Raw genomic sequence first — 19769 nt, 5'->3', positions numbered from 1 at the left:
TTCAAAGGACAATTCAAATTATGAGTTTAATTTAAAGAAAGTAAAAAATTGAATCGGGGTTTTCTTCGGCATCAGAACAGTTTTAATTGTTAGGGTTTTTCACACCAACTATTTTTCGTTCCGTATAAATTATATTCTTGTTGACAAAACTGTGGATTTATAAAGTTTTACAAATAAATTAAAAAATTAAAAAAAGTGGAGTAATTATGTAACAAATACTCTGTTTTCTCTACTAATCTATCCAAAACAATTTCTACTTTATGAAAAAGCGACTTCTTTCTGTGGCAGCAGCATCTTTCTTCGGAATGGTACTGAATGCACAGCAAATTAAATTTGAAGAGTATGACCTGCCAAACGGCCTTCACGTAATTCTTCATCAGGACAATTCTGCACCGGTAGTCACTACTGGGGTAATGTACCATGTAGGTGCGAAGGATGAAGTAAAGGGAAGAACAGGTTTTGCCCATTTCTTTGAACATCTTTTATTTGAAGGAACACCCAACATCAAAAGAGGGGACTGGTTCAAGATCGTTTCTTCAAACGGAGGTCAAAATAATGCGAACACGACGAATGACCGAACGTATTATTATGAGACTTTCCCGTCCAACAACGAGCAGCTTGGTCTTTGGATGGAAGCTGAAAGAATGCGTCACGCTGTCATTAACCAGGTGGGAGTAGATACTCAGAGAGAGGTTGTAAAAGAGGAGAAAAGATTAAGAATGGACAACCAGCCTTATGGAAACCTTTTCCCTACCATTCAGAAGAATTTATTTACGAATCACCCGTACAACTGGCCTACAATTGGTTCTATGGAAGATCTTAACTCTGCAAAACTGGAAGAGTTCCAGGCATTCTATAAAAAATATTATGTTCCGAACAATGCTACATTGGTAGTTGCAGGAGACATCAAGCCTGAGCAGACTAAAAAATGGATTCAGGAATATTACGGAGGAATTCAGAAAGGAACGCTTTATCCAAAAGATTTTCCGAAAGACGCTCCTATCACTCAGGAAAAAGAGGTAACGGCTACAGATCCGAACATTCAGCTCCCTGCCTATATTTTTGCTTACAGAACTCCGGCTAATAAAGAAAAAGATGCCTATGTTCTTGATATGCTTTCATCTTATCTGAGCAATGGTAAGTCTTCAGTTTTATACAAAAAATTAGTTGACCAGGATAAAAAAGCGCTTGCTGTAGAGGCCTTCAATCAAGGACTTGAAGATTACAGTATTTTCGCATTCTTCGCAATCCCGATGGGACAGACCACAAAGCAGACTTTACAGTCTGATATTGATGCAGAAATCAAAAAACTGCAGACAGGCCTGATCTCCGAGGAAGATTATCAGAAGCTTCAGAACCAGTATGAGAACCAGTTCGTAAATGCCAACTCAAGTATTCAGGGAATTGCAGCTTCATTGGCAACCAATCATGTTCTGATGGGTAATACCAACCTGATCAATAAGGAAATCGACATTTACAGATCGATCACGAGACAGGATCTGCAGAATGCGGCTAAAAAGTATCTGAATTCTAATCAAAGAGTAATCATTAATTACGTTCCTGAAAAAAAGTAATCATTTAAAACTCAGGTTTGAAATATGATTATTAAAAATTAAATTTTTACAAATGAAAAAGCAATTAACATATATAGCTGCAGCGTTTTTATTCGCAGGAACGGTTTCAGCACAAAAAATTGACCTTAATGCAATGCCGAAACCGGGACCTACTCCTGCGATCAACATTGCAAAACCAAAAACTTTCCAGCTAAGCAATGGTCTTACAGTAATGGTTGTGGAAAACAATAAATTACCAAGAGTAAACACTACTCTTTCTATGGACAGACCGCCTTTCCTCGAAGGAAGCGTAACCGGAGTAAGCTCTATCATGGCTGAGCAGTTTGAAAACGGAACAACCAATCTGAGCAAAGAGGATTTTAATAAAAAAGTAGATTATCTGGGAGCTAACTTAAGCTTTTCTTCCAGCGGTGCTTTTGCCAACTCTCTTTCAAAATATTTCCCTGAGGTATTGGGTTTAATGGCCGATGCAATTATTAATCCTAAATTTTCTGCGGAAGAAATTCAAAATTCAAAAGAAAGAGCTGTAGAAGGATTAAAATCTGAAGAGAAAAATGCTTCTTCTATCGCTTCTAAAGTTTCCAATGCATTAATGTATGGTAAAAATACAGCCAGAGGTGAATTTGAAACTGTGGAAACGATCAACAAGATCCAGTTAGCTGACGTACAAAACGTTTATAAAAAATATTACGCTCCTGACAATGCTTATTTAGTGATTGTAGGTGATGTGAAATTTGACAAGGTAAAATCACTGGTAGAAAAAGCTTTCAGCGGATGGAAAAAGGCCAACACACCGGCAACTGCACTGGAACCGGCTTCCAATCTTGCTAAAACAGAGATTAATGTAGTAGATGTTCCTTCGGCTGTACAGTCTGTGGTTTCGGTGAATAACCTGAACAATCTTAAAATGAAAGATCCGAATTATTTTGCTGCTACAATGGCCAATTATATCTTAGGCGGAGGCGGTGAAGCGAGACTTTTCATGAACCTTCGTGAAAAGAACGGATTCACTTATGGTGCTTATTCTAGTATGAATGCCGGTAAATATTCTTCTGATTTCTCTGCTGATGCCAGTGTAAGAAATGAGGTTACGGATAAAGCAGTTAAGGAATTTATGAATGAGCTTAATGCTATTTCTACCGTAAAGCCCGAAGAACTGGAAAATGCCAAGGCTAAGCTGAAAGGATCTTTCATCATGTCTCTGGAAAAGCCGGAAACAATTGCAAAATTTGCTTTAAACCAAAAGGTTCAGGATCTGCCTTCTGATTTCTACACCAATTATTTAAAGTCGATTGATAAAGTGACTGCTGCAGATATTTCCAATGCTGTAAAAGCTACTATTTTACCAAACCAAAGCAGAATTTTCATAGCCGGTAAGGCTTCTGATATTTCTGAAGGGCTTGAAAAACTGGGTTATCCTGTAAAATATTACGATAAAGAAGCCAATCCGGTAGCAAAGCCGACTGCACAAAAAGCCGATGCCAGTGTAAGTGTCGCTTCTATTGCTGATAAATACATCAATGCAATAGGAGGAAAAGCAAATCTCGCAAAGATCTCTTCCTACACAATGAACGCTTCGATGTCTATGCAGGGACAGAATATTGATTTTAAAATCATAAAAGCTCAGGGTGGAAAGGAACTGACATCAGTTACTGCTATGGGACAGGTTGTTCAGAAGCAGGTTTTTGATGGAAAACAGGGATATTCTGAGCAAATGGGACAGAAAGCCCCTATGAAACCTGAACAGATTGCTGAAAAACAGAAAAATACTGAGCTGTTTGAAGAATTGGGTTTCGCAAAATCTTCAGATTACAAAGTAGCTGGAATTGAAAAAATCAGCGGTGAAGATTCCTACGCTGTAAAAGGGAACAATGTAACATATTACTATAGTGTAGCTACGGGATTGAAAACAGGAGAAACCAGAACTGCGAAAGCGCAGGGACAGGAAGTAACCATCCCTACCACTTTCTCTGATTACAAGGATGTAAATGGTGTGAAAATGCCATATACGATCTCAATAAATCAAATGGGCATGGACATGGTTATGAATGTAAAATCTTACGAAGTGAACCAGGCTAAAGATTCTGATTTTAAATAAAGAATAGTCTTTTTTATAGAAAAAATGGCAGCTGACGCTGCCGTTTTTATTTTTAATAACATTTACCCTTATCTTCTTTGCCATTCGGTAAAAAAAGATTAAATTTGCCCATTCAAAAAGATATCAGAATTAATGGATACTATATTTACACTATTGATGGTTCTTGTTATGATTGCCAGCATCTTATTGGTAATCATCGTTATGGCTCAAAATCCTAAAGGAGGAGGCCTTTCCAGTACTTTCGGAGGTGCATCACCTGCACAGTTCGGAGTACAGAGAACCAATGATTTCATGGAAAAAGCAACATGGACTCTGGGCGCAGTAATCATCGTTCTTATCCTTATAAGCGTTGTGATCACAGGTAAGCCTACAACAGCAGCTCCTACACAGCAGCAGCCAGTGAAGAAAGAAACTACAGCTCCGGCTAAGCAGTCTGCTCCAGCAGCTACTACCACTACTCCGGCTCAGACACCTGTAGCTCCGGCAAAATAATAACAGATTTATCTTACATATAACAAAAGCAGTTCAATTTGAACTGCTTTTTTATTTTAGCTTGATCTTCTCGATCTTGTGACGAAGCCTTAGTCCTGCTTTTAAGAATGAATACTGCATAGGCTTAGATTCTCTGTAATATTTATCAATAAAGATCTGCATAGCTCCATAAAATCGGTCAAGATACACCTCATCTTTAATAGTGCTCTCTCCTTTATGATGGAGAAGGGAAGCCTTTCCATAATAATAGTTTTTATAACCGTTTCTCAATAAGGTATAGCACAGATCAATGTCTTCCCCGTACATAAAATATGTTTCATCCAGCCCACCAATTTTTTCGTAGACCTCTTTTCTGATCAATAAAAAAGCTCCGGTAACCACATCTGCTTCTGCAACTGCAGTTTCATCAATATCACTTCTGTAATAGGATTTTGAATTGCTTCTTTTAAAGTTCGTAAACAGTTTTTCAAAAGAATTGAACATATCCGGTACTGAGCGTTTACTTTCAGGCAGAAAGTTCCCCTCTGCATCATGCATTCTTACTCCAAGACATCCGAAATCCGGCTTAGAATCAGCAAAATCAAGAATATCTTTCATATAATATCCTTCCAGTTCGGTATCCGGATTTAAAAGAAGAACATATTCTCCGGCTGCTGTTTTTATCGCTTTGTTATTGGCAACAGCAAAACCTTCATTATGCTCAGAAGATATAAAATGTATCTTGGGAAATTCCGGAATAAGATCTCCCCAGGACGTATCTGTTGATGCATTATCTATAACAATTACTTCATAATCCTCTCCTTCTGTATATTTCTGAACAGACAGAAGGCAATTTCTCAGCAGCCTGGTTACATTATAATTGACAATGATTATCGACAGCTTCATATTAGTCCTTTTCGTTGTATGGCAACCTGTTAATAATGGATCTTCCCAAAGATACTTCATCCGCATATTCCAGCTCGTCTCCTACTGAGATTCCTCTGGCAATGCTTGAAAAACTAACCTTAAAGTTTTTAAATTTTTTGTAAATATAATAGGCTGTTGTATCCCCTTCCATTGTGGCACTTAACGCAAAAATAAATTCTTTTACCCCGCCTTCATTCACTTTTCTTTCAATACTCGGTATATTCAGCTGATTGGGCCCAACGCCTTCCATCGGTGATATTTTTCCACCCAAGATTAGGTATTTTCCTGTAAACTTTCCTGTGTTTTCAATGGCAATTACGTCACGTACATCTTCAACGATACAGATCAGCTCGCTGTTTCTTTTCTCATTGCTGCAGATCTCACAAACGTCAAAATCTGAAAAATTATGACATTCTTTGCAGTATTTTATTTCGTTAACAAGGTTGATTAATGAGTTTCCAAGTCCTATTGCTCTGGAACTGGGTTGTTTTAACAGATGCAATGCCAATCTCAGCGCTGTTTTTCTCCCGATTCCGGGCAGCCCTGAAATCTCGTCTACGGCTTTTGCTAAAACTTTACTAGGGTAATCCATAACTACAAAAATAAGGAATATTGTTGAGAATTGGGTGTGTTTCAGAGTTAGAGAGTCGGAGAGTTTTTAGGGTTTTAACATGGTGGAATTATAAGTTTCAAGGGCTCTATTCCGGGATGCGGGTTTGAGCGTTGGAGGGGTTTAGAGTATGTAGGTATAAAAGGGTTGATGATTGTATTATTTAAGGTCCGTATTTAATAAACTAAAACCTGACATCTTCAGAAATATAAAATAAACAATATCTGGAGGCTGAGGCACCGAAGCCACCAATACTCATAATCTGATATCTGGCATCTTGATTCTTGACTCTTATATCGTGGTTCGCTCACTCACCATTCACTTGCAAAGCAAAATTCACCATTGGCATTTTCCAACCTGAATCTCAGCCTTACCCTAAAGTCTCATGTCTGAAATCTGGCATCTGATATCTAAAATCCTGGTTCTTGACTCTTGGTTCTTGGTTCTTAGTTCTAAAAAAAACCTCTATCTTTGGGGTTCTAATATGAAAAAAATAAACTAATGGTACTTAAAAACCTAAATTATCCTCTGGATTTCAAATTTAAAATCTCCACTCTGGCAAGTGATTTCAATATTACTGACAGAAACGGGAACTATGTAGCGTATGTCCGTCAGAAAATGTTCAAGCTGAAGGAAGATGTTATTGTTTTCAATGACGAAAGCAAATCTAAAGAGCTTTTCAGGATCAAAGCCAATCAATGGATCGATTTCAATGCTTCTTATTCTTTAAATGACCTTACCGACAACAAAAATTACGGAAGACTGGCAAGAAAAGGGATGCGCTCTCTCTGGAAATCTACTTATGACATCCTGGATTCAAATGACCAACCCAAATTCACGGTTGCAGAGGATAATGCATGGACAAAATTCTTTGATGGAATGGTAAGTGAGATTCCAATTATAGGAATGTTCACAGGATATTTTCTTAACCCCGCTTATACCGTAAGAGGTATTGACGGAAAGGAATATTTTAAACTTAAAAAAATGCCTTCGTTCTTCGGAAGAAGATTCCAGCTTGACAGAATGATCGATATTGATGACGAAGACGAAAGTTTAGTGATCTTATCATTACTGATGATGGTTCTTCTGGAAAGAGCGAGAGGCTAAACATAAAAACCACAAACAATGAAATATCTAATCATTTTCTTTTCAGCACTTCTTTTGACCGCCTGTAAAAAAGATAAGGAAGTCATTAAGGATAGTGCCTCAACAGATTCTTTAAACCTTGTTAAAGATTCTGCAAAAACAGAAACAGCACCAGGAAAAGTTCTAGTAGACATTATCCCTTTTCCAAAAGAGATCAAAGAATGCTCATGCTATTTTGCAAGAAATAAGGCTGATTTTGAAGCAGAAAAATACATTTATGCTGATGATGCAGGAAAAACAGCCTACATGAAACTTGACGGTAAAAGATTAACAATGAATCTTATCTCGTCAAGTGATATGGAAGTTGACGAGGAGCTGACGAAAGAAATTGAAAGCGACAACTACAAGATTTCTGTAAAAGGAAAAAAAATAAAAAGTGAAGAAGCTTTATTATTCGAAGGTACCCTGACGATTGAAAAACCGGATGGTACTGTAGAAACATTACCTATTTACGGCGAATGCGGATGTTAAAAAACAAGAGAGGTAAAACAAATTTACCTCTAGTCTCCACATAAAAAGTGCTTCCGGATTCACGGAAGCATTTTTTATTTTGTAATTTTGATAAAAATAAAATTTCATGGAATTATCTAATATAGAACCGCAAATTATCTGGAAAAATTTCTCCAAATTAAATGCAGTTCCAAGACCATCTAAAAAAGAAGAAAGAGTCATTGCTTTCATCAAAGAATTTGGTGAAAATTTAGGATTGGAAACTACGGTAGATGAAGTAGGAAATGTTATTATCAAGAAACCTGCCACTCCGGGCATGGAAAACCGTAAATCCGTCGTTCTTCAGTCACATCTGGATATGGTATGCCAGAAAAACAGTGATGTTAATTTTGATTTCGATACAGAAGGTATCAAAATGGAGGTTGATGGAGATTGGGTAAAAGCAAAAGGAACAACTTTAGGTGCTGATAACGGTTTAGGAGTAGCAACCATCATGTCTATTCTTGAAAGTTCAGATATTCCACATCCGGCTATGGAAGCTCTCTTCACCATTGATGAAGAGACGGGAATGACCGGTGCTTTAGGTTTAAAGCCTGGACAGTTGACTGGAGAAATCCTGTTAAACCTTGATACCGAAGAAGATGATGAGATCGATATCGGTTGTGCAGGGGGTGTAGATGTAACCATTACTCAAAATTATGGAACAGAGCCAGCAAAAGGACAGATTATAAGAATTGAAGTAAAAGGCCTGCAGGGAGGTCATTCAGGAATGGATATTCATAAAGGTTTCGGTAATTCCAATATTATTCTGGGAAGACTTCTTTACAGTGGCTTAACTAACCAGAATATTCAGTTGGTAACGGTTGACGGCGGCGGCTTGAGAAATGCTATTCCAAGAGAAGCTACGGCACTTATTTCCGTGAGAAATGCTCAGGAATTTATTGAAACGGCTACAGCTCTTAAAAAAGAAATTTTAGAAGAATTTGCTACAGTAGAACCTGATATCCATATCAATATTGAAAATTCTACGACTTCTGACAAAGCTGTTTCCGAAGAAGATTCCAAGAAGATTATCCTTGCTTTAAAATCTCTTCACAATGGGGTTTACAGAATGAGCCCGGACGTAAAAGATCTTGTGGAAGCATCCAACAATGTAGCCAGAGTGGAATTAAAAGGCGGTGAGCTTAAAATCTTAAACTTAACCAGATCATCTGTGGATTCATCTAAATATTCGGTAGCAGAACAGTTAAAATCTGTAGCAGAATTAGCAGGAATGAACGTTGAATTCAGTGGTTCTTATCCTGGATGGAAGCCAAAACCGGGTTCTGAGATCGTACAGCTGATGGAAAAAATCTACACAGAAAAATTTGGCGAAAAGCCTCATGTGGTAGCTTGTCACGCAGGACTGGAATGCGGAATCATCGGAGCCAATTATCCTGAAATGGAAATGGTAAGCTTTGGACCTACGATCAGAGGAGCACATTCTCCTGACGAGAAAGCTAATATTTCTTCTGCTCAGAAATTCTGGAGTTTCACTAAAGATATTTTGGCGAATATTCCTTTAAAATAAGAAGATAAAATTGCTATATTGAATATCCAAAGTCGTATGATTTTGGATATTTTTAATTTAAACCATTAAGGTTTTATTTAAGTTGTTAAGATGATTAAGAAGGTACAGGCTCCATGCTTAAAAATATCTTTGATATTTCCCTTAACTTCACTTAATAACTTCATTGACCTTAATGGTTAAAAAATTATTTAATAAGATTTACAATCATGAAAAGTATAACAGTTTTCTGCGGCTCCAGTTTCGGCACAGACGATATTTTTAAAGAACAGGCTTTCCTGCTTGGACAAACATTAGCCCACCAGCATATACAATTGATCTATGGCGGTGCAGATGTTGGTTTGATGGGAGCCGTTGCGGATGGAGCTTTAAATGAAAAGGGGGAAGTCGTTGGAGTTCTTCCCCACTTCCTGCAATCCAAAGAAATTGCCCATAAAAAACTTACCGAACTCATCCTCGTAGAAACCATGCACGAAAGAAAAACAAAGATGAATGACCTCTGCGACGGCGTGATCGTTCTTCCCGGCGGCTATGGAACACTGGAAGAGTTTTTTGAAATGATCACCTGGGCACAACTAGGACTTCATAAGAAACCAATCGGGATTTTGAATATTGATGGATTTTATGACGATCTGATAAAACTGGTTCAGACGATGGTGGATAAAGGATTTTTAAAGTTGGTGAATCGTGATATGCTTTTGATAAGTGGAAATATTGATGAGCTTTTAGAAAAGATGAAAAATTATCAGGCTCCTACTGTGGGGAAATGGATTTCGAAAGATAAAATTTAAGACTTTTATAGTTTTCATATGAATAACTACAACGTTAATAAGGAAATGATAGGATCTGCTCTTGTATTTGTAACCTTTGTCTTTATTCTTCCAACCCTCTCTCCTTACTTTACGGAAGATTGTAAAACTAGGATTAAAAGGATCAAAAAGGAAAAATGCAAAATTAAGGTAGAAAAAATTGAACATACAGGAACATTTAAATTAATAGGAACTGATCCTGAAACCTTTCAACATTGTGAATGCTCTGATGGTAACAGATGGTGGTCTTTCTATAAAAAAGAAATTGAGCCGGGTGATTATTTTGTAAAAAATAATGGAGAGCCTTATTTTAAAATCATTAAAAAAGATACAATAATCATTCACGAAGAGAAATGTTATTCAAAATAAAATGATAATTAATATTGTAAAACAAAACCCGTTCGAATTTTTCGTACGGGTTTCTATATTAAGATTAAAAAATATATTCTAAGGATAAGGAGCAATCGCCACTTCAAGACCTTCCATGGCATCCATCATATGCAGCTGACATCCCAGTCTGCTGTTTTCTTTTACATGGTAAGCTTCCGCCAGCATCGCATCTTCTTCATCTCCCATAGGCTCAAGGCCCGGATCATTGATCACATATACCTGACACGAAGCGCACATTGCCATTCCTCCGCATACCCCGATGGTTCCTTCTTCCGCCAGTTCATAAGAGCGGATGATCTCCATCAGGTTCATAGACATATCTGTAGGCGCTACAACATCATGGGTTATCCCTTCCCGATCGGTGATCTTTATATTAATATCTGACATAATAGTGCAAAATTAGTCAATTTTTTTCACAACTGCCTTTTCTGCTTCCTTACGGCTGCCGTCAAATCCATCTACACCGCTTACTGTTGTATATTTAAGGACAAATTTCTTACCCGGATTCAGTCTGTTGTAAACACTCTGACACATCAAAGTAGCTTCGTGGAAACCACAAAGGATCAGCTTCAGTTTTCCCGGATAGGTATTGATATCTCCGATCGCATAGATTCCGTCGATATTCGTCTGATAATCAAGCGCATTGTTTACAACGATCGCATTTTTCTCAATATTCAGTCCCCAGTTTCCGATCTCTCCCAATTTTGGAGTCAGTCCGAATAGAGGAATGAAATAATCTGTTTCAATATCGAAAGCTTCCTGGCCTTCAATTTCTACCGTGATCGCTTCAACTTTTCCGTCCCCTTTGATACCGGTAACTTCAGCAGGCGTAATTAATTTAATTTTACCCTGGTTCTTAAGATCCTGAACTTTCTCTACGGAATCCAAAGCTCCTCTGAACTCATTTCTTCTGTGGATCAAAGTCACTTCACTTGCTACATTGGAAAGGAAAACGCTCCAGTCAAGAGCAGAATCTCCACCTCCGGCAATCACTACTCTTTTGTTTCTGAAATGCTCAGGCTCTTTAACAAAATATTCAAGACCTTTTTCCTCGTAGTCAGCTACATTTTCAAAAGTAGGCTTTCTGGGCTCAAAAGTTCCCAACCCGCCGGCAATGGCAATAGCTTTGCATCTGTGCACCGTTCCTTTGTTGGTGATCACTTCAAACCATTCATCATCCACTTTTGTATAAGAAACCGCAGTTTCTCCCAAAGTGAATCCCGGCTGGAACTGCTTGATCTGTTCCATTAAATTATCTACCAATTCTCCAGCATTCACTGAAGGATATCCCGGAATATCGAAAATAGGTTTTTTCGGATAAAGCTCTGCTAGCTGTCCTCCTGGCTGCGGAAGTGCATCAATAATATGGCACTTCATTTTTAATAAACCTGCTTCAAAAACAGCAAAAAGCCCGGTAGGTCCGGCTCCTATGATCAATATATCAGTGGTTATCATAATAAGATAATTTAATTATACATGTAACTGCAAATTTACTAATTTTAATGCGAAGCATATTTAATTGATTCTAAATAAAAACCTGAGATTTATCAAATCTCTGTAAATAGTTAAGGATCTTAAATTTGGCAATGTTTTTGTTAAATTTCATACCATGAAGAAAATTTTAAATCTTTTTGCACTATTTATGTTCCTGTTGAGCTATGCTCAGATCGACAATATCTCTGACGGTGAGTCTATTACATTCAGAATACACTATGGAATCCTGAATGCCGGAACTGCCAATCTTACTGCCAAAAAGACAAATTATATGGGTGTTCCCCATCTGTACGTAAAAGGTACAGGAAAAACTACAGGCGCTGTAAAAGCCTTTTTTAAAGTAGAAGATTTATATGAAAGCTTCATTAATATAGAAACCGGGCTGCCAAGCTTTTATGTAAGAAATGTACGTGAAGGTAGCTACCGCCAGCATTTTGAAACCGTTTTCAACCATACTAATAATACGCTTATCTTAACAGATAAAAAGACTCCTGCCAATGGTTCAAAGGTGATTAAATCTGTAAAAGGCGTTCAGGATATGCTTTCATGCTTCTACTACCTGAGAAGCAAAAGTACCAGTGAATTAAAGGTCGGAACGGTGATCAACATGAATGTATGGATCGATGATGAAATGTTTCCGTTTCAGCTGAAAGTGACAGGAACTGAGGATCTGAAAACCAAATTCGGAACCATTAACTGTCTGAAAATTATCCCGTCTGTAAAAAGTGGAAGGGTTTTCAAAGAAAAAGAAGGCGTTACAATGTGGGTTACCAATGACGCCAATCATATTCCAATGCTTCTGCAGGCCGAGCTGGCCGTAGGTTCACTGAAAGCAAGTATTGATGATCTTAAAAATGTGAAATACCCTTTAAAATATAAATAAAAGATATTCAGCCTTTTGAATTATAAAAAAAAGCCTGCAAAATATTTTTGCAGGCTTTTTTATGGTTTAATGTAATACATTTTAATTTCCAGCTGTCTTACTAATAACAGCAAACTCAGACTAATAAAGATAACGCTTCGACTTCGTTCAGGTGAGGGAATTTCAGAGAAGAAAAAATTAATATAAAATTAATAAACCTCTATTAAAACGGTCACGTTGTGATTTTTCAATATAATCTCGTTTTTAATTACGTTTTGTTTCTTAGGTCAGTAATTAAAAACAAAAACCTCCGGAGATTTCGGAGGTTTAATTTTTTATAGTGATTTAAACTGTTCTAAAGTTCTGATATCATTTTCGAAGAACATTCTGATGTCGCTCATCTGGTAAAGAAGCATTGTAATTCTTTCAATCCCCATTCCGAAAGCATATCCTGAATATTTCTCAGAGTCAATATTTACATTTTTAAGAACCGCAGGGTCTACCATTCCGCATCCCATAATCTCCAGCCAACCTGTTCCTTTGGTAATTCTGTAATCAGTTTCAGAGTTTAATCCCCAGTATACATCAATTTCAGCACTAGGCTCTGTGAACGGGAAATAAGACGGTCTCATTCTGATTTTGGATTTACCGAAAAGCTCAGTGGTAAAGAACTGGATTGTCTGCTTAAGATCGGCAAAACTTACATTCTCGTCAATATACAATCCTTCAATCTGATGGAAAATACAGTGTGAGCGTGAAGAAATAGCCTCATTTCTGAATACTCTTCCCGGAGAAAGAATTCTGATCGGCGGCTGGTTTTCTTCCATATAACGGATCTGTACGGAAGAGGTATGCGTTCTTAAAAGGATATCCGGATTCTGCTCGATGAAGAAAGTATCCTGCATATCTCTTGCCGGATGGTATTCGGGAAGGTTAAGAGCCGTGAAGTTGTGCCAGTCGTCCTCTATTTCAGGACCATCGGCTACTGCGAAACCTATAGATTTGAAGATTTCAATAATTCTGTTTTTCACCAGATTGATCGGGTGTCTTGACCCAAGATCCAATGGAAAAGCTGGCCTTGTAAGATCTTCTTTTTCTGTGACAATAGCAGACTGGGAAGCATCTTTAAGATCTTCCAGTTTTCCTGCAACAGCTTGTTTTAAAGAATTAATCTTCTGTCCGAATTCTTTTTTCTGGTCGTTTGGAACTTCTTTAAATTTTTCAAAAAAATCATTCAGAACACCTTTTTTACCATTATATTTAATTCGGAAGTTTTCAATTTCCTCTTTAGATGTAGCATTGAAGCTGTTTACTTCGGTAAGTAGTTCTTCTATCTTTTCTATCATTGTTTTACCCTTTCAAAATGTTTTGCAAAAATACGTTTTTTAAGTTTAATAATGAATCTGTGATAAAAAAATCTGCCCCTTTACGGGAGGCAGACTTCAATCACTTATTTCACTTAAATAAAAAAATTATTTCTTTTCTAAAGCTTTAACGTTGATCTGAAGAGTTACCTCATCCTTGATCACCCCGTTTTCAGCAGGAGCCTGGAACTTTACGCCAAACTCTTCTCTTTTAATATCTTTTGGCTCAGTAGCCACACTTACTTCTCCGTCTTTTACAGAAACGTTGGCCTTAAACTGAACCGGTTTTGAAATACCTTTAATGGTTAAATTCCCATCCAAAAGTGTGTTATAATCTCCTTCCGTAGCCGGCGTTACTTTGGTAATTTCAAAGGAAGCCGTTGGGAATTTTTCCACTTCAAAGAAATCACCGCTTTTAAGATGACCGTTCAGTTTTCCTAACTGGTCAGCATCGTCTTTAAGGTCTACAGACGTCAGAGAGCCCATATCTGCCACAAATTTCCCGCTTTCAAGCTTTCCGTCTTTTATGGTAACATCACCGCTTTCAAACTTGATCGTTCCGAAATGACTTGTACTTTCAGACTTGAAAACTTTATATCCTTTCCACTCCACTTTACTGTTCAATGTGTCCACCGTATACTGATTCCCGTCTTTTGTAGTTGTTACTTCATTGCTTTCGCTGGTAACCGGTTTGTCTTTTTTACAAGAAACCACCACAGCTGCAACAAATAAAGCAGGAATAGCTAGTGTAAACAGTTTTTTTTTCATTTTTGATATATTTTTATTGCTTCCGCTAATATAATAAAAAATTTTATTTTTTCATAAAAACCTTACATTTGTATTATGCTTTTAGAAATAAACAATTTATATTTTTCCCACACCAAAGATAATCCCCTGTTTCAGAACCTTAATCTGGGTTTTGAGGAAGGCAGAATCATTGCACTGGCAGGAGAAAGCGGCTGTGGAAAGTCTACATTGCTTAACCTTATTTACGGACTGCTGGACTGGGAAAGTGGCGAGATTATTTTTAATGGAAAACGGCTTTTGGGTCCCAAGGGAAATCTTGTTCCCGGAGAAGCTGAAATGAAGCTGGTAGCCCAGAATTTTGACCTGATGCCTTATGCCACTGTTGCTGAAAATGTGGGGAAATTTATTTCTAATATCAATTTAGCTCAAAAAAAAGAAACGGTGATGGAACTTCTGGAAGTGGTAGGACTCCAGGAATTCGCCCATGTGCTTCCTAAATATTTAAGCGGAGGCCAGCAACAGAGGGTTGCCATAGCCAGAGCACTTTCTGTATTGCCGAAATTGCTTATTTTAGATGAACCTTTCAGTAACCTGGATTTCCCTAGAAAAATAGAGCTTCGTGAAAGACTGTTCAGGTATGTGAAACAACATCAGATCTCTTTAATTATTTCTACCCACGAACTTCAGGATATTATGCCTTGGCTCGACCAGATCGTCATTCTGAAGGATGGAAGGCTAATCCAGAACGACAGCCCGGAAGAAACCTACAAGCAGCCTTATAATTCTTATGTCGCCAAACTTTTTGGTGAAGTGAACATATTCAGTGAGGAAGAAAAAGCAGAGTTCCAGCTTCCTAAGTTTTCATATTATCCTAAAGAAATAAAAATCTCTGACAATGGAAATGAAGCCGAACTCCTGGAAAGCAGGTTTGCAGGAAACCATTACTGGAATAAGATCAAGGTTCAAAATAAAGAACTTATTGTTTATACAGACGGGAAGATAGAGGGAAATATCAGGATTTCTTTTGTTTAAATAACAGAAAGATTATTATTGGTATTGAACTAATTTTCTATATATACAATTCACAAACTTATCTGCCAATCTTCCATAACTTATACATTTCCTTACAGTTATTGTTAATATGTGGATAAAAAAAATACAAATCTAAGAAGCAGTTTGAAACTTTTTCTTACATTTGTATTTCCACAGCATAAGGAAATTTTTGGTTAATTCTCTTTCTGCCCTGAGACGGACATTAGCACTTCCCTGCAATTAAGTCTTTGAAAGATTACACTGTCCAATCTTTTCCTTTTTTTATTTTTTTCAAATAAACGTTATGCTTTCTTCACAAACTCTGATTTCAAAGCCATAGATCCGAAACCGTCAATTTTACAGTCAATATTATGATCGCTGTCCGGTCTTAGACGGATATTTTTAACTTTTGTTCCAGCTTTTACCGGTTTTGGTGCTCCTTTTACGGGAAGATCCTTGATTACTACTACAGAATCTCCATCCTGAAGCTCATTCCCGTTTGAATCCAGTATTTTTCCTTCGTTAGAACTTTCAGCAGTCGTTTCTTCAGGATTCCATTCGTAAAAACACTGCGAACAGGTCATCATATTATTTTCACTCGGATAGGTAAATTCGGAGCCGCATTTCGGACAAAGTACAGTATCACTCATATTTTTTATTTTTTGCAAAGGTAGAATTTTTTGTAGAATGTATTCATAATCAAGATAAGTAAAGGCCAGAAATCAAGATTTTGGATGTCAGACATTAAAACTGGTGACCTCGGAACCCCACAAGATACTTGCCATTCATTTAATATTTCTTGATCATATGGAATCCTATGACTCAAACCCGGATCTCATCCCTAGGGATTTCGAACTCTCAAACCCTAAAACTCTCCGACTTTCATGCCGGCACTCCGTACCCCAAAACTTCATAACCCACAAGCTCTCCCACTCTAAAACTTGAATTCTGCAACTCTCAACTATAATTCGTACTTTTGCAGATTCAAACAGCGAAGCAATTTTATGGAACTTATTCACAGAAACCTAGCAATCGGAATTCACGATGCTTTACAGGAAACATTTTTCGAGAAAAATAAATATGCCGATAAGGTAATCGAAAGACTTTTAAAAGCCCACAGAAAATGGGGAAGTCAGGACAGAGCCGTTGTTTCTGAGATCTTCTATAATATTATCCGCTGGAAAAAACGTCTTGAATATTATATGGGGGAAGGTGTAAAACCAACCAATATATATAAGCTGATGATTGCGTATCTGCTTTGGAGCAAGACCAATTATAAAAAGTTTGAAGAATTTGACGGAATTAAAATCGCAGATATCCTTACCAAGCTTAAAAAGAACACCGTTCCTACAAAAGCTATCGAGCATTCTATTCCTGAATGGCTGGCTGAAACTTTGGAAAAAGAATTAGGACCGGGCTGGGAAAAAGAAATGCACGCTTTGAACGAGCAGGCTCCGACCGTATTAAGAGCAAACAGTCTTAAAACAACTCCAAAAGAACTTATTTCTGATCTTTCAGATGAAGGTGTAGTGGCTTACACGGTAAAAAACTATCCGGATGCTGTACAGCTTGAGGAAAAGAAGAATGTTTTTCTTACAACAGCCTTTAAAGAAGGTCTATTTGAGGTTCAGGATGCTTCTTCACAGAAGATCGGGTATTTCCTGGATGTAAAAGAAGGGCAAAGAGTTGTGGATGCTTGTGCGGGTGCGGGGGGGAAAACCCTTCACTTAGCTGCATTGATGGGGAATAAAGGACAGATCGTAGCTTTGGATATCTTCGAATGGAAGCTGGCTGAACTGAAACGCCGTGCAAAAAGAGCGGGAGCGCACAATATCGAAACCCGCATGATCTCTGACAACAAAGTGATCAAGCGTCTTCATGATAAAGTGGACCGACTTCTGATCGACGCTCCATGCTCTGGACTTGGTGTTTTAAAAAGAAATCCGGACAGTAAATGGAAAATTGACCAGGATTTTATTGACAGAATTAAAAAAGAGCAACAACAGATTCTTCAGGATTACTCCAAAATGCTTAAAGTAGGCGGGAAAATGGTATATGCTACCTGTTCTATTCTACCTTCTGAAAATAATTTACAGGTAGAAGAATTCTTGAAAACCAACTCAGGTTATAAGTTAATTAAAGATGACAAAGTAATGCCTAGCCATGGTTATGATGGATTCTATATGGCACTGATCGAAAGAGTTTCTTAGTCTTTGACTCATCTATAAAATATACAGCTGCTCTATCCGGAGCAGCTTTTTTATTGAAAATTGCAGTCAAATATATATTTTTTCTCCATATTGGAAAGCGGTTTGTAACATCTGCATCATTAATCCCTACTTATAATATGTAACTGTTTCAAAAATCCGAAAATTGAAAATTAACTTTACGGAAACCCAGACTTATGGATAAAAGAATTCTATTCAGCTTCTCAGCTTTATTCTTATGTTGGCTTTCATATGCACAGACTTATGAGATCCAATATACCAGTTCTTATAATGGGAAAATTCTTACCGAACAGTCCCCTACTCTTGTTTGGGCGGATGGAAAAAGTAATTTTATTCTGAATAATAAGATAAGGGAACAGAAAAGTGATTACCCATTTGAGATCACCAAGATCGAGAAACCTTCCAATACGGTTGTTTCTTATGCTTTCCTGAAACCGGGAGAAATTATTTCTTCTTCAGATGCCGAATCTATAGGAAAACAAACATTTGAATTAACCAATGAAACGAAAAAGATTTTGGGTTATACCTGTAAAAAAGCAGTAACGAAGATCAATTCCAATACGATCGAGGTTTGGTATACCAATGATTTAAAAATTAATGGTGGACCGTCTGTTGTAGGACAGAATTTGGGATTTGTACTGGAAATCGAAAGAAATAAAAATTCGCAGGTCACTGCCAGCTCCATTAAAAAAGTAAAAAAAACAGATATTGATCATATTTTAAAAGGCTCAATACAGTCAACCGATCTGCTGGGTTACAAGGATCTTTTCTGGAAAAGTCGTTTTACCACATTGAAAGTTTTTGACAATGAAACCATCAATTTTTCAGATCAATCTAAATCGGATGAACAGGTAAAAAGATTTGCCAACGGAACCATCATCCTAAAAAAAATAAAATTCCCTGCGATTAAAGAAGGTGAAAATATTTTTATCGAAGTGAAACAGCAATCTAACGGAGATGCTTACGACAGAACAGGAACCGTATTTTTTATTCCACAGGATAAAGAAACCTCATTTTTTGACGGACTGGAAAAAGGGGCTAAAACACTTCCTGTTTATGATAACGGAAACAGGAAGCAGTATTACGGAGTAGCAACAACCAAAAATTACAGTCCTGCCATAGAGATGATGAGATTCTTTACAGCCTTCGGGATTCAGAAATTCAATCATATTCAACTGAAAGGAAAAGACTGGCAGACCGTAAGCCCGTACCGACAGGATATCACAGAATTGAAGCCCTCTCTTTCTGAAAAGGAACTCTGGGTGGGTACTTTTATCGGTAATTATGATAAAGGCGGTCATAAAATAAGTCTTGAGATCACTATTCATAAAAGTGACCAGAACATTTATAGGAACAATGTGGCGATTCCTCTTTTTAATACTTTAAATATCATGGAGATGGCAGGTCAGGATTACTCAACTATGTTCGACAGGGATAAAGGACTTTTGGTAGAATTTACATTAGAAAAAGATTTAAAGAATGCTCAGCTGAGATACATCACTACCGGACACGGGGGCTGGGAAAACGGTGATGAATTTGTTCCCAAAACTAATTCTATATTCCTAGATGGAAAAATGATGTTTTCTTTTGTACCCTGGAGATCAGACTGTGGTTCTTACAGGCTTTATAACCCTGCATCAGGTAATTTTCCGGACGGGCTTTCCTCATCGGACCTCAGCAGGTCCAACTGGTGTCCCGGAACAGTTACCAATCCTAACTTCATTCCTCTTGGAGATATGAAAGCAGGCAAGCATACAATACAGATAAAGATCCCTCAGGGAGCAACGGAAGGTACAAGTTTCAGCTCATGGAATGTTTCAGGAGTTTTGCTTGGATCCCAATAAAAACAAAACCTTCTTGCAAAGAGAATTGCAAGAAGGTAAAAACACAAATGATGAAAAAAAATTATTTCGAGCCACAAAGTAAGGGCTAAAATTCATATAATAAATTACCATATATTATTAATTATTTCATTTTAATTTTGTATAGAAGATAATAAC

Annotated in this window: 19 protein-coding genes; 12 read left to right on the top strand and 7 right to left on the bottom strand. The window is 37.4% G+C overall.

Annotated features, from left to right (window positions below; all coding sequences use genetic code 11):
• Positions 1-260: 260 nt before the first annotated feature.
• The 3 genes from DRF61_RS07710 (at position 261) to secG (ending at position 4164) form a co-directional block, all read left to right on the top strand.
• Positions 261-1574, top strand: a complete 1314-nt coding sequence (locus DRF61_RS07710) for a M16 family metallopeptidase (RefSeq protein ID WP_111955694.1) — start codon at positions 261-263, stop codon at positions 1572-1574.
• Positions 1575-1626: 52 nt separating this feature from the next.
• Positions 1627-3672: a M16 family metallopeptidase gene (locus tag DRF61_RS07705; protein WP_111955692.1), complete on the top strand. Its 2046-nt coding sequence runs from the start codon at positions 1627-1629 to the stop codon at positions 3670-3672.
• Positions 3673-3804: 132 nt separating this feature from the next.
• The gene (secG, locus tag DRF61_RS07700; protein ID WP_111955690.1) at positions 3805-4164 is read left to right on the top strand and encodes a preprotein translocase subunit SecG; all 360 of its coding nucleotides are present in this window, start codon (positions 3805-3807) and stop codon (positions 4162-4164) included.
• Positions 4165-4215: 51 nt separating this feature from the next.
• Here secG and DRF61_RS07695 read toward each other — a convergent pair whose 3' ends face one another.
• A complete protein-coding gene (locus tag DRF61_RS07695) occupies positions 4216-5049 on the bottom strand; it encodes a glycosyltransferase family 2 protein (RefSeq protein ID WP_111955688.1) in 834 nt (277 codons plus the stop codon).
• 1 nt (position 5050) lies between these two features.
• Positions 5051-5662: a recombination mediator RecR gene (recR, locus tag DRF61_RS07690; protein WP_111955686.1), complete on the bottom strand. Its 612-nt coding sequence runs from the start codon at positions 5660-5662 to the stop codon at positions 5051-5053.
• 519 nt (positions 5663-6181) lie between these two features.
• On the opposite strand from recR, the gene DRF61_RS07685 reads away from it, so the two are divergent.
• The 5 genes from DRF61_RS07685 (at position 6182) to DRF61_RS07665 (ending at position 10021) form a co-directional block, all read left to right on the top strand.
• Positions 6182-6787 carry an LURP-one-related family protein gene (locus DRF61_RS07685; protein WP_111955684.1) on the top strand — a complete coding sequence of 202 codons (606 nt, stop codon included), beginning with the start codon at positions 6182-6184 and terminating at the stop codon, positions 6785-6787.
• 18 nt (positions 6788-6805) lie between these two features.
• Entirely contained in the window at positions 6806-7297 is a 492-nt protein-coding gene (locus tag DRF61_RS07680) for a hypothetical protein (protein WP_111955682.1), read from the top strand.
• A 106-nt stretch (positions 7298-7403) separates the two neighbouring features.
• Positions 7404-8846: an aminoacyl-histidine dipeptidase gene (locus DRF61_RS07675; RefSeq protein ID WP_111955680.1), complete on the top strand. Its 1443-nt coding sequence runs from the start codon at positions 7404-7406 to the stop codon at positions 8844-8846.
• 206 nt (positions 8847-9052) lie between these two features.
• Positions 9053-9634 carry an LOG family protein gene (locus DRF61_RS07670; RefSeq protein ID WP_111955678.1) on the top strand — a complete coding sequence of 194 codons (582 nt, stop codon included), beginning with the start codon at positions 9053-9055 and terminating at the stop codon, positions 9632-9634.
• Positions 9635-9652: 18 nt separating this feature from the next.
• On the top strand, positions 9653-10021 hold the full coding sequence (locus DRF61_RS07665; protein WP_111955676.1) for a hypothetical protein: 369 nt from the start codon (positions 9653-9655) through the stop codon (positions 10019-10021).
• A gap of 78 nt (positions 10022-10099) precedes the next feature.
• Here DRF61_RS07665 and DRF61_RS07660 read toward each other — a convergent pair whose 3' ends face one another.
• A complete protein-coding gene (locus DRF61_RS07660; protein ID WP_111955674.1) occupies positions 10100-10429 on the bottom strand; it encodes a 2Fe-2S iron-sulfur cluster-binding family protein in 330 nt (109 codons plus the stop codon).
• Positions 10430-10441: 12 nt separating this feature from the next.
• Complete coding sequence (locus DRF61_RS07655) at positions 10442-11497, bottom strand: NAD(P)/FAD-dependent oxidoreductase (protein ID WP_111955672.1); 1056 nt, start codon at positions 11495-11497, stop codon at positions 10442-10444.
• Between the two features lie 154 nt (positions 11498-11651).
• Here DRF61_RS07655 and DRF61_RS07650 point away from each other — a divergent pair, with 154 nt between their 5' ends.
• Positions 11652-12419, top strand: a complete 768-nt coding sequence (locus DRF61_RS07650; protein ID WP_111955670.1) for a DUF3108 domain-containing protein — start codon at positions 11652-11654, stop codon at positions 12417-12419.
• A 314-nt stretch (positions 12420-12733) separates the two neighbouring features.
• Here DRF61_RS07650 and pheS read toward each other — a convergent pair whose 3' ends face one another.
• Positions 12734-13744 carry a phenylalanine--tRNA ligase subunit alpha gene (pheS, locus tag DRF61_RS07645; RefSeq protein WP_111955668.1) on the bottom strand — a complete coding sequence of 337 codons (1011 nt, stop codon included), beginning with the start codon at positions 13742-13744 and terminating at the stop codon, positions 12734-12736.
• A gap of 126 nt (positions 13745-13870) precedes the next feature.
• Complete coding sequence (locus tag DRF61_RS07640) at positions 13871-14530, bottom strand: YceI family protein (protein WP_111955666.1); 660 nt, start codon at positions 14528-14530, stop codon at positions 13871-13873.
• A gap of 75 nt (positions 14531-14605) precedes the next feature.
• On the opposite strand from DRF61_RS07640, the gene DRF61_RS07635 reads away from it, so the two are divergent.
• On the top strand, positions 14606-15541 hold the full coding sequence (locus DRF61_RS07635; RefSeq protein ID WP_111955664.1) for a sulfate/molybdate ABC transporter ATP-binding protein: 936 nt from the start codon (positions 14606-14608) through the stop codon (positions 15539-15541).
• A gap of 302 nt (positions 15542-15843) precedes the next feature.
• Here the strand turns inward: DRF61_RS07635 and DRF61_RS07630 are convergent, their stop codons facing one another.
• Positions 15844-16191, bottom strand: coding sequence for a zinc ribbon domain-containing protein YjdM (locus tag DRF61_RS07630; protein WP_111955662.1), 348 nt, complete (start codon positions 16189-16191; stop codon positions 15844-15846).
• Positions 16192-16545: 354 nt separating this feature from the next.
• Here DRF61_RS07630 and DRF61_RS07625 point away from each other — a divergent pair, with 354 nt between their 5' ends.
• Positions 16546-17751: an RsmB/NOP family class I SAM-dependent RNA methyltransferase gene (locus DRF61_RS07625; protein ID WP_111955660.1), complete on the top strand. Its 1206-nt coding sequence runs from the start codon at positions 16546-16548 to the stop codon at positions 17749-17751.
• Positions 17752-17945: 194 nt separating this feature from the next.
• Entirely contained in the window at positions 17946-19613 is a 1668-nt protein-coding gene (locus tag DRF61_RS07620; protein WP_111955658.1) for a GLPGLI family protein, read from the top strand.
• The last annotated feature ends 156 nt before the right edge of the window (positions 19614-19769 follow it).

Origin of the sequence: Chryseobacterium lathyri (assembly GCF_003290185.1) — a bacterium.
GTDB lineage: Bacteria > Bacteroidota > Bacteroidia > Flavobacteriales > Weeksellaceae > Chryseobacterium > Chryseobacterium lathyri.
This window is presented reverse-complemented; position numbering and strand designations above follow the sequence as displayed.